General features: G+C 69.1%; 12 protein-coding genes. 4 read left to right on the top strand and 8 right to left on the bottom strand.

Translation table 11 applies throughout. From position 1 onward, the window contains the following. Nucleotides 1-60 precede the first annotated feature (60 nt). Nucleotides 61-1,041 (top strand): ADP-ribosylglycohydrolase family protein, encoded by a 981-nt coding sequence (locus B9C99_RS17550; protein WP_016692058.1) that lies wholly within the window; start codon nucleotides 61-63, stop codon nucleotides 1,039-1,041. Between the two features lie 116 nt (nucleotides 1,042-1,157). Continuing rightward, entirely contained in the window at nucleotides 1,158-2,288 is a 1,131-nt protein-coding gene (locus tag B9C99_RS17545; RefSeq protein ID WP_088898777.1) for an iron-containing alcohol dehydrogenase, read from the top strand. A 7-nt stretch (nucleotides 2,289-2,295) separates the two neighbouring features. On the opposite strand, the gene B9C99_RS17540 is transcribed toward B9C99_RS17545, so the two are convergent. The 6 genes from B9C99_RS17540 to B9C99_RS17515 form a co-directional block, all read right to left on the bottom strand. Continuing rightward, nucleotides 2,296-2,490 carry a hypothetical protein gene (locus B9C99_RS17540; protein ID WP_060654362.1) on the bottom strand — a complete coding sequence of 65 codons (195 nt, stop codon included), beginning with the start codon at nucleotides 2,488-2,490 and terminating at the stop codon, nucleotides 2,296-2,298. A gap of 129 nt (nucleotides 2,491-2,619) precedes the next feature. Next, the gene (locus B9C99_RS17535) at nucleotides 2,620-3,081 is read right to left on the bottom strand and encodes an SRPBCC family protein (RefSeq protein ID WP_088898733.1); all 462 of its coding nucleotides are present in this window, start codon (nucleotides 3,079-3,081) and stop codon (nucleotides 2,620-2,622) included. 23 nt (nucleotides 3,082-3,104) lie between these two features. After that, complete coding sequence (locus B9C99_RS17530) at nucleotides 3,105-3,878, bottom strand: PIG-L deacetylase family protein (protein WP_172414992.1); 774 nt, start codon at nucleotides 3,876-3,878, stop codon at nucleotides 3,105-3,107. Nucleotides 3,879-3,916: 38 nt separating this feature from the next. Beyond that, entirely contained in the window at nucleotides 3,917-5,959 is a 2,043-nt protein-coding gene (locus B9C99_RS17525; RefSeq protein WP_088898731.1) for an elongation factor G-like protein EF-G2, read from the bottom strand. 150 nt (nucleotides 5,960-6,109) lie between these two features. Beyond that, entirely contained in the window at nucleotides 6,110-7,873 is a 1,764-nt protein-coding gene (locus B9C99_RS17520; protein ID WP_088898730.1) for a sulfite reductase subunit alpha, read from the bottom strand. Further along, on the bottom strand, nucleotides 7,870-13,365 hold the full coding sequence (locus B9C99_RS17515) for a glutamate synthase-related protein (RefSeq protein ID WP_088898729.1): 5,496 nt from the start codon (nucleotides 13,363-13,365) through the stop codon (nucleotides 7,870-7,872). Before B9C99_RS17515 ends, B9C99_RS17520 begins: the two co-directional genes overlap by 4 nt. Before the next feature lie 329 nt (nucleotides 13,366-13,694). Here B9C99_RS17515 and B9C99_RS17510 point away from each other — a divergent pair, with 329 nt between their 5' ends. Continuing rightward, nucleotides 13,695-15,119 carry an aldehyde dehydrogenase family protein gene (locus B9C99_RS17510; RefSeq protein WP_088898728.1) on the top strand — a complete coding sequence of 475 codons (1,425 nt, stop codon included), beginning with the start codon at nucleotides 13,695-13,697 and terminating at the stop codon, nucleotides 15,117-15,119. 78 nt (nucleotides 15,120-15,197) lie between these two features. On the opposite strand, the gene B9C99_RS17505 is transcribed toward B9C99_RS17510, so the two are convergent. Then, on the bottom strand, nucleotides 15,198-15,995 hold the full coding sequence (locus B9C99_RS17505) for an SDR family NAD(P)-dependent oxidoreductase (protein ID WP_060654350.1): 798 nt from the start codon (nucleotides 15,993-15,995) through the stop codon (nucleotides 15,198-15,200). Nucleotides 15,996-16,149: 154 nt separating this feature from the next. Continuing rightward, on the bottom strand, nucleotides 16,150-16,446 hold the full coding sequence (locus tag B9C99_RS17500; RefSeq protein WP_085469565.1) for a chorismate mutase: 297 nt from the start codon (nucleotides 16,444-16,446) through the stop codon (nucleotides 16,150-16,152). A 319-nt stretch (nucleotides 16,447-16,765) separates the two neighbouring features. Here B9C99_RS17500 and B9C99_RS17495 point away from each other — a divergent pair, with 319 nt between their 5' ends. Then, the gene (locus B9C99_RS17495) at nucleotides 16,766-17,713 is read left to right on the top strand and encodes a hypothetical protein (protein ID WP_088898727.1); all 948 of its coding nucleotides are present in this window, start codon (nucleotides 16,766-16,768) and stop codon (nucleotides 17,711-17,713) included. Nucleotides 17,714-17,800 lie beyond the last annotated feature (87 nt).

Raw genomic sequence — 17,800 nt, 5'->3', positions numbered from 1 at the left:
GTGGACATTCAATCATTGATGCGCTAACTTTAGCGCAGACTTGATCGAATAGAGGGGTTCATGGAAACGACCGCAGCACAGAACGACCGGGCCGCCGGAGTCCTGCTCGCCACCGCAGCAGGCGACGCACTCGGGGCCGGATACGAATTCACCTATCCGACGGACGCCACGCCCATCGACATGATCGGCGGCGGTCTCGGGCCGTTCGCGCCCGGTGAGTGGACCGACGACACCTCCATGGCCCTCGCCATCGCCGAGGTCTCGGCGACCGGCGTCGACATCGGTGAGGGCGCCGGACTCGACGCGGTCGCGGCGCAGTTCCTCCGCTGGTACGCCACGAACCCCAAGGACATCGGCAACCAGACGCGTGCCGTCCTGCGCGAGGCGGGCCCCACCGCCGCCACCATGACGGCGCGCGCCCGCAGCCTCCCGGGGCGCACCGGCGGCAACGGATCGCTCATGCGCACCGCACCCGTCGGGCTCGCCTTCCTCGACGACGCCGAGCGGTGTCTGGCCGCGGCACATGCGATCAGCAGCCTCACCCACGCGGACGAGCAGGCATCCGAGGCGTGCCGGCTGTGGTCGTTCGCGATCCGTCACGCAGTCCTCCACGGCACCTTCGACGGGGTGCGGGTCGCCCTGGCCCACCTGTCGCAGCCCGCCGCACAGCGGTGGACGGCGCTGCTCGACGAGGCCGAGACCGCGCCGAGTCCGCGCGTGTTCGACAACAACGGCTGGGTCGTCCATGCCCTGCAGGCCGCGTGGTGGGCGATCACGCACGCCCGCACCGACGGCCCCGGACACCTGCCGGAGGCACTCGAACTCGCCGTGCGCGCCGGCAACGACACCGACACGGTCGCGGCCATCGCGGGCGGGCTGCTCGGCGCCCGGTGGGGTGCCTCCGCGGTGCCCGAGCGGTGGCGTCGCATGCTGCACGGATGGCCGGGCTACCGCGCGGACGACCTCGAGCGCCTCGGACGGCTCACCGCGCGGAAGGGCTCCGGCGAGCGCGAGACGGGACTGCGGGTCGTCGAGAGTTGAGACTCCCCGAGATCCGCCGGATGCCTCCGCTCGCGGCTGTGATGCGGTAGACACGAGGCGTCGGCCGGATACTCGAGGAGGGATCGCACGTGGCTTCCATCGCACTTCCACGCATCATGCGCGTCGGCGGGGGCGCCGTCGACGAGGTCGGGGAGGTCGTCGCCGGACTCGGACTCGCCCGGCCCCTGGTGGTGACCGACAAGTTCCTGGTCGGCACGGGTGCGGTGGACCGGATGGTCGCGCAGCTCGAGGCCGCCGGACTGCACCCCGCGGTCTTCGCCGAGACCGTGCCCGACCCCACCACAGCCTCGCTCGAAGCGGGTGTCGCGGCGGTCGCCGAGCACGACGCCGACTGCGTGATCGGGTTCGGTGGGGGAAGCCCGATGGACACGGCCAAGGCGCTCGGGCTGCTCGCCCGGCACGGCGGCCACATGCGCGACTACAAGGCGCCGCGCGACAACATCGGCCCGGCGCTACCGGTGATCGCTGTGCCCACCACGGCGGGAAGCGGCTCGGAGGCAACCCAGTTCACGGTCATCAGCGACAGTGAGACCGACGAGAAGATGCTGTGCCCGGGTCTGGCCTTCCTGCCGGTCGCCGCGATCGTCGACTACCGGCTCACCCTGACGATGCCCCCGCGCCTGACCGCGGACACCGGCGTGGATGCACTCACCCACGCCATCGAGGCCTATGTCAGCAGGAAGGCGAACCCGTTCTCCGACAGCCTCGCGCTGGTCGCGATCGGCACCATCGGACAGGTGCTGCGACGCGTCTACGCGGACGGGCAGGATGCCGAGGCGCGGGAGCGGATGATGCTGGCCGCCACGCAGGCGGGGATCGCGTTCTCCAACTCCAGCGTCGCGTTGGTGCACGGCATGAGCCGGCCGATCGGCGCGCACTTCCACGTCGCGCACGGACTGTCGAACGCGATGCTTTTCCCCGCGGTCACCGAGTTCTCGGTGGACGCGGCCGAGTCCCGCTATGCCGACTGTGCCCGCGCCCTCGGCGCGGCTTCGGCGGACGCCTCGGATGCGACCGCCGCCGCCGACCTGGTCGTCGCGCTGAAGGAACTGTGCCGCGACGTGGAGGTGCCGACACCGAAGTCGTACGGCATCGACAAGCAGACCTGGGACGAGAGGCTCCCGGTCATGGCCGAGCAGGCGCTGGCGTCGGGATCCCCGAACAACAACCCGAGGATCCCGACGGCCGAGGAGATCCGCGATCTCTACGGGCGGATCTACGCCTGAGGCCGGCTCATTCGGGAGCCTGATCGTCGGGCTCGACCTTCTCCGTCTTCACCCGGTCCGCGACGTTGCCGGGCGCACCCTCCTCCTCGCGTTCCTTCTCGACCTTCTGCTCGAGCTTGTCGACGAGATGTTTGATCTTCTGCCCGGTGAGGTCGTCGTTGTCCTCTGGGCGGCCCGAACCGTGCTTGGGGGCATTGTCCATCGACGTCCGTCCTTCGTTCGTAGGGTGCAGGGGAGCGGTACCCGAGCGCCGGAACGGTCAAACGGGCAACGGTTCTGCTCACACCGATCACCACCGGCAAGCTCGATGAGACCGTTCCCGCCGCCTAGCTCATCCCGCCCGCTCGGCTGCGGCGGCGATGTCGGCGAGGTCCTGTTCGAGGGCCTTGCGGGTCGCGCGTTTCGCGAGCGGCGCGAACAGGGTCATCGCAAGCTGCGCGAAGGCGCCGAGGGGTCCGCTCTCGCCGGAGAACTCCACGGACAGATCCGTGCCGCCCGCCGAGGGGATCAGATCGAAGACGGTCCGGTAGCGGGCGCCGCGGGATTCGGCGACGACGACGGTGCGCCGCTCCGGATCCGCCTCGGCGACCTGCATCTCCTCGGTCGCCGACTGCCCGAACATCACGCGGGTCTCCCGCCACCGTGTGCCCACCTCGTAGCCGGTGCCGTCCAGTCGTTCCACGGCCTTCACCGCACGCAGGGTGGTGGGCGCCTCGTCCAGCGCGGTGAGCACCCGCCACACCGCGGATGGTGGTGCGGCGATGTTGCGCGAGACCTCGATGCTTTGTTCCACTTCTCTCCTCGTGATCGTTCGGGTCAGAGCGGGAGCTCGGTCTCCTGCAGCCCGGGCGGAACACCGCGGCGCCGGAACCATTCGACACCGAAGGCGGCCCGCAGGTGTTCCTCGGGCATGTTCAGCATCGGCCCGAAGTCGCCGATCTGCGACTCGTAGCCGACCATCGCCGCGCGTTTGGCGCCCAGTGCCGTCGACACGTCCACGGCGGTGGTCAGTTCCGATTCCGGCAGGCCGAAGGTCCCGAGGTCCGGTGGGCGCACGTCGTCGGGGGTGTCCGGCAGCGCCGAGAGCAGCCGCATCAGGTGGTCCCGGTTGCTCGACGCCTCGTAGACGGCATCGTGTCCGGTGATCCGTTCGGCGTGGACACCGGCCCGGTGGACCTGGACGTGATCGGGATGGCCGTAGCCGCCGTGCGCGTCGTAGATCGTGACGACATCGGCGCGTTCCTGCTCGATCATGGCGGCCAGCCTGGCCCCCACCTCGCTCGGATCGGCATTGGCGAAGGCATTCGGATCGTGGTTGCCGACCGTGCCGGCCATCCCCGAATCGCCGTATCCGAAGGGCACCACTCGCGTCGCACCCAGCGCCCGGGCCGATTCCTCGAGCTCCTTCGTGCGGCGGGCGGCGAGGGATTCGCCGGGCGCGAGCAGCCCATCGGGATATTCGCCGCGGGCACCGTCGGTGGCGACGACGAGCACGACGCGATGCCCGGCGTCGGCGGCCCGGCGCATCACGCCACCGGTGAGGAACACCTCGTCGTCGGGGTGTGCGTGGAAGCACAGCAGAACGCTCATGGCGTTCATGCTGACACGCTGCCCGTCCGGTGCAGTGGTCAGTCCGACTCGCCGTATCGGGCCGCGAGGTTCTCGGGCATCGGTTCGTGCCGCAGATACTGGCGGGCGAAATCGGCGGTGCCCTGCGTGATGGCCCGCAGTTCGACCGGATAGCGGCCGAGTTCGAGTTCGGGAACCTCCGCGCGCAGCAGAGCCACACCGGGCTCGGGGGATTCGGTGCCGAGCACCCGTCCGCGCCGGGCCGACAGATCGCCGAGGACCGCACCGAGATACTCCTCGGGCACGATCACCCGCACGGCGGCGACCGGTTCGAGTACGCGAACGGTGCTGTGCGCGGCCGCATCCCGCAGGGCCAGCCCGGCGGCCGCCTGGAAGGCCGCGTCGGACGAATCCACCGAGTGGGCCTTGCCGTCGACCAGGGTGACCTGCACGTCGACGAGCGGATATCCCGTCGTCACGCCCTTCTCGGCCTGCGCGTACACGCCCTTCTCCACGGACGGGATGAACTGGCGCGGAACCGCACCGCCCACCACCTTCTCGGCGAAGACGACCCCGCTGCCCACCGGCAGTGGTTCGACCTCGACGTCGACGACCGCGTACTGGCCGTGCCCGCCGGATTGTTTGACGAGCCTGCCGTGGCCTTTCGCGGGGCCGGCGAAGGTCTCCTTCAGCGGCACCCGATGCTCGACCGTGTCGACCTGGACACCGTGCCGGGTGCGCAATCGTTCGAGGACCAGTTCGGCGTGCGCCTCACCCGTGCACCACAGCACGAGCTGGTGGGTCTCGGGATTCTGCTCGACGCGCAGCGCGGGATCCTCCGAGGCGAGGCGCGACAGGGCCTGGGACAGCTTGTCGTCGTCGGTGCGGGTGTGTGCCTCGATCGCGACGGGGAGCAGAGGAGTCGGGGTGGGCCACCGGTCGAGTGGGACCGGATGGTCGGGGTCGTACAGGACGTCGCCGGGTTGTGCCGTCGCGAGCTTCCCGACGGAGGCGATGTCTCCCGCCACGGCCTCGCCGACCGGGCGCTGTTGCTTGCCGAACGGGCTCGTCAGGGCAGGAATGCGTTCGCGGCTGTCGCGGTCGCCGTCGGCCAGCGCGACGATCGTGTCGGGTCGCAGCGTGCCGGAGTAGACGCGCACCAGGCTGATCCGCCCGACATAGGAGTCGCCGGCCACGCGCACGACCTGCGCGGCGAGCGGACCGTCCGGATCGCACGGCGGTGCCCCGCGACCGCGCTGCGTCGGTGCGGGGAATCCGGTGGTGATCAACTCGAGCAGTTCGACGGCGCCGATCCCTGTCTCGTCGGCGGGGACGGCCGGGTGCAGGGTGCACGCCAGGATCTCGCGGGTGAGTCCTTCCTGCAGGGAGGCCGTGTCGAGTTGCTCGCCGGCGATGAACCGTTCCATGAGCGTGTCGTCCTGGCCGGAGATGGCCTCCACGAGGCTCTCGCGCGCTTCGGTGGACACCGGGCACGGACCGGGTTCGCCGTAGCTGCGGCCCGTCAGCAGACCCATCGACCCGATCGGGCGGTCGCCGTCGTAGACGGGATAGAACATGGCCCGCAGGGTGTCCGGTCCCAATCCGAATGCGTCGTGGCAGTCGGTGAGCATGTCGTCGAAGCTGTGCCGGGCGACGTCGAGTTTGTTCACCACGATCGCGCGGGGGATCGCCTCGTCGTCGCATTCGCGCCAGAGCGCGCGGGTCGCGGCGCTGATGGGATCGGTGGCGGAGACGACGAAGATCGCCGCATCGGCAGCGTGCAGACCCGCGCGGACCTCGGCGTCGAAGTCGGGATGTCCCGGTGTGTCGATCAGGTTGATCTTGATGTCGTTCCATTCGAGGGGCACGACGGACAGCTGCACCGACCGGCGGTGGCGCTGCTCGATCTCCTCGTAGTCGGACACCGTGGTGCCCTCGGCCACGCGCCCGGCGCGCCCGACGGCGCCCGCTGCGACAGAGAGGGATTCGGTGAGGGTGGTTTTCCCGGAGCCGCTGCACCCCACCAGGGCAACGTTGCGGATCCGGTCGGGACTGTCGGCGGTCGGTGCCTGCCGGCTGCGTGCTGCGGAGCGATCGGGCATCGAGCTACTCCCTCGTGTGACCTGCAGCACAGTCTAAGGCATTCCGATGGTGCCTCCGGGGAGGTTCGCAACACGCGCTCGAGGCTCGCAACGCCACCGGTGACCGATGGTGTTGCGAGCCTCGACGTGATGATGCGTACCCCGGCCTGCTCAGTACACGTCGCGCACGTACCGCTTCTCGCGCTTGAGGGTGGTGACGTACTCGGCGGCCTGCTCGTCGCTCATGCCGCCGTGCTCGGCGATGATCTCGTGCAGTGCACGGTCGACGTCCTTCGCCATCCGCGACGCGTCGCCGCAGATGTAGAAGTGTCCGCCCTCCTCGAGCCACGCGAACAGCTCCGCGCCGTGTTCCTTCATGCGGGTCTGCACGTAGATCTTCTCGGCCTGATCGCGGGAGAACGCCAGGTCCAGGCGCGTGAGCACACCCGAGTCGGCGAACTCGGTCAGCTCGTCCTCGTAGATGTAGTCGCAGCCGCGCTTCTGGTCGCCGAAGAACAGCCAGTTCTTCCCCGTCGCTCCCCGCGCCTTCCGCTCCTGCAGGAAGCCGCGGAAGGGCGCGATGCCGGTGCCCGGACCGACCATGATCATCGGTGCGGTGTCGTCGGCGGGGACGCGGAAGGCCTTGTTCTTCGACACAAAGATGCCGACCCTGCTCTCACCGACACGATCGGCGAGGAAGGTCGAGCACACCCCGCGACGCTCGCGGCCGTCGGTGCCGTAGCGCACCGCCGCGACCGTCAGGTGCACCGAACCGTCGCACGCGTTCGGGCTCGACGAGATCGAGTACGCCCGGTGCTGCAGCGGGCGCAGCAGCGCCAGGAACTGCTCGGCCGACAGCTCGGGCGCGGGATCGAGCAGGAGCACGTCGAGAATGTCGCGGCCCCACAGCCATTCGTCGAGTGCGGCCTTGTCGCCGTGCCGCAGCACGTAGGTGAGTTCCTCGTTGCCCGTGTGCTTCTCGATCTCCTCGAGGAGATCGACGGACGGAGCGGTGATCTCGTAGTTGTAGGTGAGCAGATGCTCGAGCGTGTCGTCGTGACCCTCGGGGACGGTCGCGCCGTCGAGACCGAGCCGACCGAGGATCGCGTGCACGAGTTCGGTGTCGTTGACGGGCACCACGTTCAGCGCGTCGCCCGCTTCGTATTCGAGACCGGAATCGGCGAGCGCGAACTCGTAGTGCCGGATCTCCTTGGCCGAGTCCGCCCCGGACAACAACACGTTCGACGTCAACACCGCCGGATAGGGATTCTTGCGGGTCCACTGCGACTTCGCCCGGGCCGGTGCCGCCGGTGCCGCGGGGGCGGGAGCGCCGTCGCCCACGATGCCCTCGACGGCCGCGACGAGCGGCAGCGTCTCCGCGATCCACGTCGCGGCGAGCTCCTCGAACTCGACGTCGCAGTCCACCCGCGGCACGATGCGCTGCGCACCGAGCTGCTCGAGCCGCATGTCGATGAGCTTGCCCGCCTGGCAGAACCCGTCGTAACCGGTGTCGCCGAGGGCGAGCACCGCGAAGTTCATGCCGTCGAGACGCGGGGCGCTCTCGGCCGACAGTGCCTCCCAGAACAGCTCGGCGTTGTCGGGCATCTCGCCCTCGCCGTAGGTGGACGTGACGATCAGGACCTGACCCAGACCGGCGAACCGGTCGAGGTCCATGTCGTCGAGAGCACACACGACGGGCGCGAAGCCCTGGGCACGCGCCGCGACCGCGGCGTCCTCGGCGACGGCTTCGGCATTGCCGGTCTGCGAGCCGTAGAGCACGTGCAGAGCGGGTGCCGAGCCGGCGGTCCCGGCATCGTCGGCGGGACCACCGGAGAACAGGCGGGTCTGCATCCCGGCGACGAAGCCGGAGAGCCACGACCGCTGATCGGCGGTGAACGGAGCGTCGAGGGGAATGAACGGGCCGGTGGTGGTCACGCGGAGACTCCCATCGTGGAGGTGAGGACGTTCGGGACGGCGTTGCGTGCGAACAGTTCCTCGTAACCGGGCAGGCGACCTGCGGCGTCGAGATTCTTGCGGCTCTGCAAGAGGATCCAGCCGTAGGTACCGGGCGCATCGACCGAGCGGACGTTGCGCAGGGCCAGGGCCTGCTTGTAGTCGTTGAGGCGCTTGTCGGCGACCAGCGCCGCGAGCTGCTCGTCGGTGTGGTCGGCGATCGCCGCGAGGGCGTAGCGCTCGAGCTTCGCGACGAGGAAGAAGTCCTCGGTGAGCAGCAGATTGCGTGCGGCCTTCTGCACCGCCGGATCCGACACGTCGGTGGCGCCGGGGACCTTCTGCAGCGCCATCTCCTGCGCGGCGGCGAGCACCGTGTAGTTGTTGAGCAGCGCGTACATGGCCTCGGTGTCGGTCGCGTCCGGGGTGACACCACCGGCGACGGGAACACCCGAGCGGTAGTTCTCCTTGAACTTGCGCACCTGGTGCGCGACCAGCGCGGTGGCGACCTCGGCGGCGAGGTCCTTGCGCGACGCTGCGGCGAGGATCTCGCCGAGGTCCTGGTACTGCAGCAGCGCGCGCGGCATGCCGTACGCGAAGCGGTGCTGCTCGACCTGCCAGTTGTCGATCAGGAAGCGGGCCTTCACCGAACCGGTCGCCTCGACGTGCAGGTGCAGCAGCTGCAGTACCGCGGCGTTGTGGATCGCGGCCTGCGGGTCGTCGCCGGTGATCGACCCGAGGACGATCGAGTCGGCGCTGGCCTTGCGGGGGAGCAGGCCCTCGGGGTCGTACTGGTAGACGAACCCGCCCGACATGCCGTTGCCGAAGCCCTTGCCGAACTCGCCGATGTTGAGCACCGCACCGTTGGTCATGTACTCGCAGGCGAACTCGCCGACACCCTCGACGACGGCGGTGGCACCGGAGTTGCGCACCGCGAAGCGGTCGCCGGCCTCGCCCTCGACGAACAGGCGACCGCCGGTCGCACCGAAGAGTGCGAAGTTGCCGATGAGCACGTTGCCACCGCGATCGTCGCTGCCGCCGCCGGGGGAGCGCAGCACGATCTGCCCACCGCACTGGCCCTTGCCGACGCCGTCGTTGGCGGTACCGGTGTGCACGATGTGCATGCCGTCGTTGCAGAACGCCCCGAAGGACAGGCCCGCCGAACCGGAGGTGGTGATGGTGACGGTGCCGTCGCGCAACCAGCGGCGTCCACGCTCGTCGTCGAGCACGGCCGGCAGGGCGCCGAGATCCTCGTGGTTGAGCATGCGCTCGATGTCGATCGCCAGCTGCGCGCCGACGCTCTTGTTGTTGTTCGTCAGCTGCACGCCGTCGCCGAGCGAGACGGTGAGCTCCTTCGCATCGACGAGGGCCTCGCGCAGCCGGGCCACCCACGCGTCGTCGAGCGAGTAGTCCTTCTCCATGTAGACCGGGTTGTCGATGTGCACCTCGGGCAGCACCGCGAGAATCGCCCGCAGATCCAGCCGGCCCACGCTCGACGGGTGGTCGAGCAGGTGCAGCAGGTCGGCGCGGCCACGCGCGTCGCGCAGCGACCGCAGACCCAGGCGGGCGAGCAGCTCCCGGGTCTCGTGCGCGACGTTGAGCAGGTACTGGGCCATCGCCCGCGGATCACCTTTGAACACTTCGGGATTCGTGGTCAGACCTGCCGGGCACTTGACATTGCAGTTCTTCGCCATGACGCAGCCGAGCATCATCAGCGCGGTGGTGCCGAACTCGAAGCTGTCGGCGCCGAGCAGCGCGGAGACGATGACGTCCGACGCGGTCTGGTGCGCACCCGAGCAGCGCAGCACGACCTTGTCGCGCAGACCGTTGGCCGTGAGGGCCTGGTGGACCTCGGCGACACCGATCTCCGCGGACCGGCCCGCGTACTTCAGCGAGGTCACCGAGGCGGCGCCCGTGCCGCCGGTGTTGCCGGCGACGTTGATGACGTCGGCGCCCGCCTTCGCGACACCCACGGCGATCGTGCCGATGCCCTCCGAGGAGACGAGCTTGACGATCACCCGCACCCGCGCCGCCTTGGCGTCGTGGATGAGCTGGGCGAGGTCCTCGATCGAGTAGGTGTCGTGGTGCGGCGGCGGCGAGACCAGCTCGACGCCCGGCGTGGCGCCACGTGCCGCGGCGATCTCCACGGTGACCTTCTTGGCGGGAAGCTGGCCGCCCTCGCCGGGCTTGGCGCCCTGCGCGATCTTGATCTCGATCTCCTCGAGCATCGGATCGGCGAGGTAACCGGCCCACACACCGAAGCGGCCGGACGCGAACTGCTTGATACGCGAGCCGCGGATGGTGCCGTAGCGGGAGATGTGCTCGCCGCCCTCACCGCAGTTCGACATGCCGCCCACCATGTTGGTGCCGTGGGCGACGGCCTCGTGGGCGTTGGAGTTGAGCGCGCCGTGGCTCATCGCACCCGACGCGAGCGCCGGGGTGATCTCGTGGGCCGGCTGCACCCGGTCGAGCCGCACGCTCAGCGGGGCCTGACGGACCTGCTCGAGATAGCGCGCGGCATCACCGATCGCGTGCACGGTCAGGGTGTCGCCGTAGCAGCGGTGCGAGACGATGGCGTCCCCGAAGCGGGCGACGAGCGAGGCCGCGAGCGCATCGGGACGACGGTGGTCGTCGGCGAGCGGACCGGTCAGACGCAGCACGAACTCGCTCTCACCGACCCGAGCTGCGGAGATCCCGCGCACGAGCATCGAGTTGTTGCCGAACCGCGCGAAGCGGCCCATCTCCTTGGTGAAGTCCTCGGCGGTGACGGCGTAGGTGACGTCGGCCGGCAGGGCGAGCACGTCGCGCAACGCCGCGGGACGCTGCGCGCGCTCGTCGGCCATCGTGCGGGCGAACGCGCGGTAGCCCGGGGTGATCTCGAAGGCATCGATCTCGGCGGGTGTCAGGGCGCGGAAGCCGCCGTAGCGGTACGACGCGTCGTCGAGACCGTGCGCGTCGGAGAGGCGGTGCAGCGGCAGCAGACGCAGCGCGTCGGTCAGATCCGGCTCGGCCTCCTTCTCGACGGGCAGCGTGAACGGCTCCTCGGTCATGTCCACGAAGCCGCGCACGGCGGTCGTGCCGAACGAGTGACCGGCGCCCTCGGCGCGCTCCTTGAACAGACCCAGCAGTGGGACGTCCTTCTCGGTCTCGACTGTGAGGGCGCGACGGTGCCAGTCGGCGACGGCCTGCGCGAGGGTGGTGAAACCGACACCGCCGACCGGGGACTTGACGTTCGGGAACCAGCGCGCGAGCACCTCGTCGCTCGTGTCGAGATAGCTCGGCTCGAAGAACTCACCGCCGATGTACGACTCGACGGTGCACAGGCCGACGCGTCCCATCGTCTTCATGAGCGACTTCTCGGCGGCCTTGCGGAACTTCAGGAAGGCCGCGTCGGCGTCGTCGCCGAACTTCTCCTCGGCGCGCATCTGCACCGTGAGCGGATACACCGCAGCGGCACCGAAGCCGAGGGTCGCGGCGATGTGATGCGACGAGAACAACTGTCCGGACTCGACGATGACGGACACGCGCAGACGCAGTCCCTCGTCGATCAGGCGCTGGTTGACCGCGGCGACGGTGAGCACCATCGGCAGTCCGGCGCGGTCGGTGGAGACGTGCCGGTCGGTGAGCACGGCGATGCCACCGGATTCGCGAGCGAAATCGGCAATGGCCTCGGCCGTACCGTCGATCGCGGCGGCGAGCGCGGCCGCGTTCGCCTTCGCGTCGTCGAAGACGGGGGAGTACAGCATCTCGAATCGCCGCACCGGGGTGTCGGACTGCTCGCGGATACGCAGCATGTCGAGGTGCGTGAGGATCGGGGTGGGCACCACGATCTGGGTCGCGGACGAGGCGGGAGCACCGCTACCGGGACGGGCACCGAGCGCGACGCGCAGGGTCATGCCGTCCGCCTCGCGGATCGAGTCCAGCGACGGGTTGGTGACCTGGGCGAAGCGCTGCGAGAAGTACTTGGCCACACCGCCTTCCTGATCCGACAGCGCGTTGATGGCGTTGCCGTAACCCATCGCGGAGATGCGTTCCTGACCCGAGGCGAGCATCGGGTCGAGCATGAACCGGAAGGACTCCTGGTTGATGCTGTAGGACACGTAGCGCTGGTAGCGGCCGAGATCGCCGTTGTAGCGCAGCGGGGAACCGGCCTTCTCGGCGGGAACCTCGGGCAGGGCGTCGAGATCGCGGCGGGCCTCGTCGACGAGCGACGCGTAATCCTGCCGGGCAGCAAGAAGTTCGAGTGCCTCGACGGTTCCGTAGGAGCGGCGCGTGCGGTGATCGAAGTACAGCATGCCGCCGGCCTCGATGCGGCCGCGACGCAGCACGGTCTCGGGCGCGAAATCGAACTGACCGGCCTCGGAGGTGACGGCGAGGTACTCCTCGGTCTCCACGGTGCGCAGCGGGCGCAGGCCGAGGCGGTCGAGGCGCGCGCCGACGACGGTGCCGTTGCCGAAGATCAGCGCGGCGGGACCGTCGTTCTTCTCCTCGTACAGCGAGAAGAACTCGAGCATCGCGCGGACCGGCGGCGACAGCTCGGTGTCGTTCTCCCAGGCCGGCGGCATCATCTGCACGACGGCGGTGACGAGGTCGAGGTCGTTGTGGGCGATGCGCGAGGCCAGGGTCTGGTCGAAGCGGCAGCTGTCGGACTGTCCCGGCGGGCGGATGATGTCGCGGCCCATCGCGCGGGCGAGGGCGCCCTCGAACAGCCGGTTCTTGCGATCGGTGTTCAGTTCGCCGTTGTGCGCCATGAGGCGGAACGGCTGAGCCATCGTCGGATGCGGATCGGTGTTCGTCGAGAACCGGGTGTGGAAGAACAGGGTGTGCACCGCGTGCCGCGGATCGGTGAGATCGCGGAAGTACGGGATGACCTCCTGAGAGTTCAAGCGGTTCTTGAGAACCTGCGTGCGTGCACTGAGCGAGAGGGGGTACAGCCCGCCCAGTTCGGGCTCGGTGTAGGCGCGGGCCTCGACCTCGAGGAGCACGTCGTGCAACAGCCGGTCGAACTCGTCGACGGTCTCGCACGCGTCGGGCCGGGTGAAGATCCACTGACGGATCGGCAGCTGGTATTTCGTTGCGGCAGGACGCAACACGCTGTCGTCGACGGGAACGTCGCGCACCGCGAGCACGGTGACCCCGGCTCCGGCGAGCGCCGACGAGACGAGTTCCTCGGCATCGGCATGCGCCGCGGAATCGGTGGGGAGGAAGAAGTTACCGACACCGAAGTGCCCTTCCTGCAAGGGCTTTCCGGTGATCTCGGAGAAGAAGGCGACCGACAGGTCCACGTTGATGCCGGCTCCGTCGCCGACACCCTCGGCGGACATGCCACCGCGGTGCGGCACGACGCACAGGGCTTCGTGGCCGCGGATGAGCACGTCGTGGGTCTGCACGCCGTCCTTGCGGGTGATGAAACCGACACCACAACTGCTCTTGTCCAGCGTGCTGTCGTACAGGCCGGTGTCACTGGCGTGCGTCACGGACGTCCTCCTCGGTGCATCGAATTCGGCGTCGACCGGCAGTGACGATGCGAAGGAGAGGGAACGCGTGGGAAGGCGCAGCTCCTGAGGTGCATAGACGTGTGCCGGAGACGATGTGTGTGAATGCAGACGTCTTTGTCCGAATGCGCCGTGCGTTGCGACGGTGGAGCGCGCGAGCAGCAATGGCCAGTGTAGCGCACGTGTTAACTCCGATGACGGCGGGATGCATCACAACCCGCCGGGAGTAAACGCTGTATTGCGGGAGGGGTCTTCGCTACGCTCGCGCCCAACGGCGTCGACAGGCCGGCCTACGAGCAGGGGAGAGCGATATGACCGACATTCTCGACCGCACGCAGATCTACATCGACGGACAGTGGGTGGACTCCGACGGCAACGGCCGCATCGAGGTCGTGAACCCGACGACCGAAGAGGTCGTCGCCGTGGTCGCCGAAGGTGTCGCCTCCGATGTCGATCGGGCGGTCGCCGCAGCCAAGGCCGCCTTCCCGGCCTGGTCCGCGCTCAGTGGTGCGTCGCGCGCCGCCTACCTGGAGAAGGTCTCCCCGCTGGCGAACGAGCGCGCCGACGAGCTCACGCGGGTCGTCTCGCAGGACATGGGGATGCCCGCTCACTTCGCGCGTGCCATCCAGGTCGGGATGCCGCTGAAGAACATCGCGAGCTATGCGTCGCTGGCCGGAACGTACGACTTCGACGACCAGGAGATCGGCAACGCCCTCGTCGTACGCGAACCCATCGGGGTCGTCGGGGCGATCACCCCGTGGAACTACCCGCTGCACCAGGTGGTGCTGAAGGTCTTCGCCGCGCTCGCCGCCGGGTGCACCGTGGTGCTCAAGCCCACCGAGGTCGCCCCGCTGGTGACCTACGCGCTCGTCGACATCGTCGACGAGGCCGGCCTGCCGCCGGGCGTGTTCAACCTCGTCAGCGGTTACGGGCCGGTCGTCGGTGAGGCCATCGCCGCGCACCCCGACGTCGACATGGTGTCGTTCACGGGCTCGACGCGTGCCGGCAAGCGTGTCTCGGTCGTCGCTGCGGAAACGGTGAAGAAGGTCGCGCTCGAACTCGGTGGCAAGTCGGCCAACATCATCCTCGACGACGCCGACCTCACCGCCGCCGTCACCGAGGGTGTCGGCAAGTGCTTCCTCAACTCCGGCCAGACCTGCACCGCGCTGACCCGCATGCTCGTCCCCGCCGACCGTCTGGCGGAGGCCACCGCCATCGCCGAGCAGGTCGCGCGGGCCTACACCGTCGGGCTGCCCGACGATCCGTCGTCGAAGCTCGGTCCGCTCGTCAGCGGAACGCAGCAGAAACGTGTGAAGGCGTACATCGACAAGGGTGTCGAGGAGGGTGCCGAACTGGTGCTCGACGGGCGCGAAACCGAGTTCACCACCGGTTACTTCGTGGGCCCGACCGTGTTCACGAACGTCGCGCCGGAGATGACGATCGCCCGCGAGGAGATCTTCGGGCCGGTGCTGTCGATCATCGGATACCAGGACGAGGACGACGCGGTGCGCATCGCCAACGACAGCGAGTACGGCCTGTCCGGCGGGGTGTGGTCGGCCGATCCGGCGCGAGCGGAGGCCGTGGCCCGCCGTATGCGCACCGGCCAGGTCTACATCAACGGTGGTGCCTTCAACACCGACGCACCTTTCGGTGGTTACAAGCAGTCGGGTATCGGACGCGAGGCCGGTGTCTTCGGCCTCGAGGAGTTCCTGGAGATCAAGACGATTCTGCGCTGACGGAGGACGTATGCGGCACCGGTCGGGGTTTCCCGGCCGGTGCCGCATCGTTTCGGGGGTGGCGTTTCGGGAGCTTGCTCAGTAGTAGACCGCGCCGGGCACGCCACCGCCCACGGCGATCGCGTCGCCGGTGATGCCGATGCTGCGCGGGCTCGCGAGGAACGCGACGACGTCGGCGACCTCGCTCGCGTCGATGAGGCGGTTCACGGAGTTCTTCGCGATCTGCTGTTCGAGTTCGGCTACCGGCGTGCCGGTCTCGGCCGACTCCTCGGCCAGTCGTGCCGCCAGCCGCTCGGTGCGGGTCCGACCGGGGTGCACCACGGTGACGTTGATGCCGTGCGGGCCGAGTTCGTCGGCGAGGTTCTTCGTCACGGCCGCGACGCTGACGTTCCGGACCGTCTGGGCGATGGAGTTCGCGCTGCGGGCGCCGAGACCGCTGATGTTGATGATCCGGCCCCAGCCCTGCTCGATCAGGTAGGGGGCGACGGCCCGTGCGGTGCGCAGGCAGCCGAGGACCTTGATCTCGACCTCGTTGCGCACGACGTCGTCGGTGGTCGCGGCGAAGTCCGTCGGCTTGTTGGCGCTCCAGGGCGTGGCGGCGGAGTTGACGAGGATGTCGACCCCGCCGAGTTCGGCGACCGCTCGGGCGACCAGCGCGTCGACCGAGGCCTGGTCGCCGGTGTCGGTGGGCACGGGAACGATTCGTCGCCCGGTCTCCTCCGAGAGGGTCTTCGCCGCGATGTCGAGATCGGCCGCGGTGCGCGCCGCGATCACCACGTCGGCACCTTCGGTGGCCAGTGCCCGCGCGATGGCGTAGCCGATGCCGCGGCTACCGCCGGTGACGATGGCCCTCTTCGCGGTGAGTCCGAGATCCATGCTGCTCCTGTCTGCTCTTCGGGATGTCCCGACGGTATGCCGACAGGGGAGCGGGCGGCCACGTTTGCGACCGGGGTGATGCGAATCGGTGGACGGCCCCGGGTACGGCGACGGCCCCCGCACCGTGTGGTGCGGGGGCCGTCGGTTGTAGGTCTCAGGCCTTGCGGGTGCGGCCGAGGCGCAGCAGCGTCATCGCGAGCGTGCTGCCGTCGGTGCCGAGTTCGGCGAAGCGTCCCAGGACGGCCATTTCCTCGGCCTGTGCTTCGCGGCTCGCGTCGGTGCCCTTCGCGGATGCTCCGGCGCGCTGAACGAGCTCCGAACGCCGCTTGATCACCGCGAGCAGCTGAGCGTCGAGCTCCTTGATCTGCTCGAACAGCTCCCCGAGCTCTGCCTCGGCCGACGAAGCTTCGCCGACGGACGCGATGCCAGGCGAATCAAGCTGGACAGTCATGCAGACTCCTCCGGTCTCGTCTGAATCGTCACAGATTGTGTCGTGCTCACGCCTATAGGTGTTACCGACACGTAGGGAAAAATTCTCGCGAGACTCTCCCATGCGCGTCCTGTCCCTTCAGAAACGGCCGTGACCTGGTTCAACACTCTGATGACCGAGGGGTATGTTAATTGTCACACCGACCGGTGCCAACTCGTGTGCCCGTCGGTGACATCGCGCCCGAAGGGTCCGCATCGGGTCCGCCGCTCGAGGTAGCGTTCCGGCCGACCGGCAGGGTCGAGGACGTCGGGGCTCCTCGGTACGCCGGGAGGGGAGACCGATGCGACGACCAGTTGTCCCGTGGGGTGGGCGCGGCACGGAGGCTGCGACTTCCGACACCGATGCGACGTCCGACACCGAACCGACGTCCGACACCGAACCGCCGAGCGAATGGCAGCACGGCACGCGCAATCTGCACGTGTACGCAGCGGCCGGCGCGGCGGTGCTCGTGGCGATCTTCGCCGCGGCACGCGGAGCAGGCGCGTGGGGCACCGATTCGGTGGGCGCCGACCGCTTCTATTCGATCCTGGCGGTGCTGATGCTGCTGACTGCGGCCTTCGGCGCCACCTTCTGGTGGCCTGCCGGATCCGGGGGTCGGCGGCGGTCGCCGTCACTTCCGAGCCGCACACCGCGGGTCCGGTACGTCGAGACGGCCGGTCGCGGCGGTACCGAGATCGGGGGCCGCCGTCCCGTCTTCGGTCTGCTGCTCGCGATGGTGCTGTGTGGGACGTTCCTCTCGCTCGGCGCCGCCGTGGAGATCGTGGTCGGGAACGAGGGGCTACCCCTCGTGGCGCTGGTGCTGGCGCTCGTCGCCGGGGTGTGCCTGGCCTTCCTCGTGGAGGTGGCACTCGGGCGCATCCGGGCCGGTTCGCTCGTTCTCGGACCGGACGGGATCAGGTTGCGCGGCTGGTTCGTGGAGTCCTACCTGCCGTGGGTCTCGGTGCGGGGTCTCCGTGCGGTCGACCGGGGGTTCCCGGAGATCTGGATCGAGGGGCACGGGTCGGCGGCGTGGGCGCGTCGACGCACGAGTCGGGTGTTCCTCTTGGAGCGCCTGCCGCCCGAACCCCGGATCGAGGTGGACTCACGGCATCTGGCTGTCGATCCCGTGCAGTTGTACCGCTTCCTCGAGTTCTATGTGGAGCATCCTCGCCACCGCCGTGAACTGGGCACACCGGCGGCTGCGGAACGTCTCGCGGAGGGTCCTCCGTTCACGGTCGACGACGAGTGAAAATGGCGTAGTCGGTATTGTAGAATGGCATTTCCATTCCCGTTCCTGAAACGTGTGTTCGGGCCATCGCGATCGCGGCACTCGGTG

It is taken from the genome of Rhodococcus sp. BUPNP1, assembly GCF_002215235.1.
Lineage (GTDB): Bacteria > Actinomycetota > Actinomycetes > Mycobacteriales > Mycobacteriaceae > Rhodococcus.
Note: the sequence above shows the minus strand (reverse complement) of the source record. Positions and strands in the feature narration are given on the sequence as shown.

Excerpts from the sequence above, each read along its gene's own strand:
- B9C99_RS17550 (WP_016692058.1), top strand. The coding sequence starts at position 61 with ATGGAAACGACCGCAGCACAGAACGACCGGGCCGCCGGAGTCCTGCTC.
- B9C99_RS17545 (WP_088898777.1), top strand. The coding sequence starts at position 1,158 with ATGCGCGTCGGCGGGGGCGCCGTCGACGAGGTCGGGGAGGTCGTCGCC.
- B9C99_RS17540 (WP_060654362.1), bottom strand. The coding sequence starts at position 2,490 with ATGGACAATGCCCCCAAGCACGGTTCGGGCCGCCCAGAGGACAACGAC.
- B9C99_RS17530 (WP_172414992.1), bottom strand. The coding sequence starts at position 3,878 with ATGAGCGTTCTGCTGTGCTTCCACGCACACCCCGACGACGAGGTGTTC.
- B9C99_RS17525 (WP_088898731.1), bottom strand. The coding sequence starts at position 5,959 with ATGCCCGATCGCTCCGCAGCACGCAGCCGGCAGGCACCGACCGCCGAC.
- B9C99_RS17510 (WP_088898728.1), top strand. The coding sequence starts at position 13,695 with ATGACCGACATTCTCGACCGCACGCAGATCTACATCGACGGACAGTGG.
- B9C99_RS17505 (WP_060654350.1), bottom strand. The coding sequence starts at position 15,995 with ATGGATCTCGGACTCACCGCGAAGAGGGCCATCGTCACCGGCGGTAGC.
- B9C99_RS17500 (WP_085469565.1), bottom strand. The coding sequence starts at position 16,446 with ATGACTGTCCAGCTTGATTCGCCTGGCATCGCGTCCGTCGGCGAAGCT.
- B9C99_RS17495 (WP_088898727.1), top strand. The coding sequence starts at position 16,766 with ATGCGACGACCAGTTGTCCCGTGGGGTGGGCGCGGCACGGAGGCTGCG.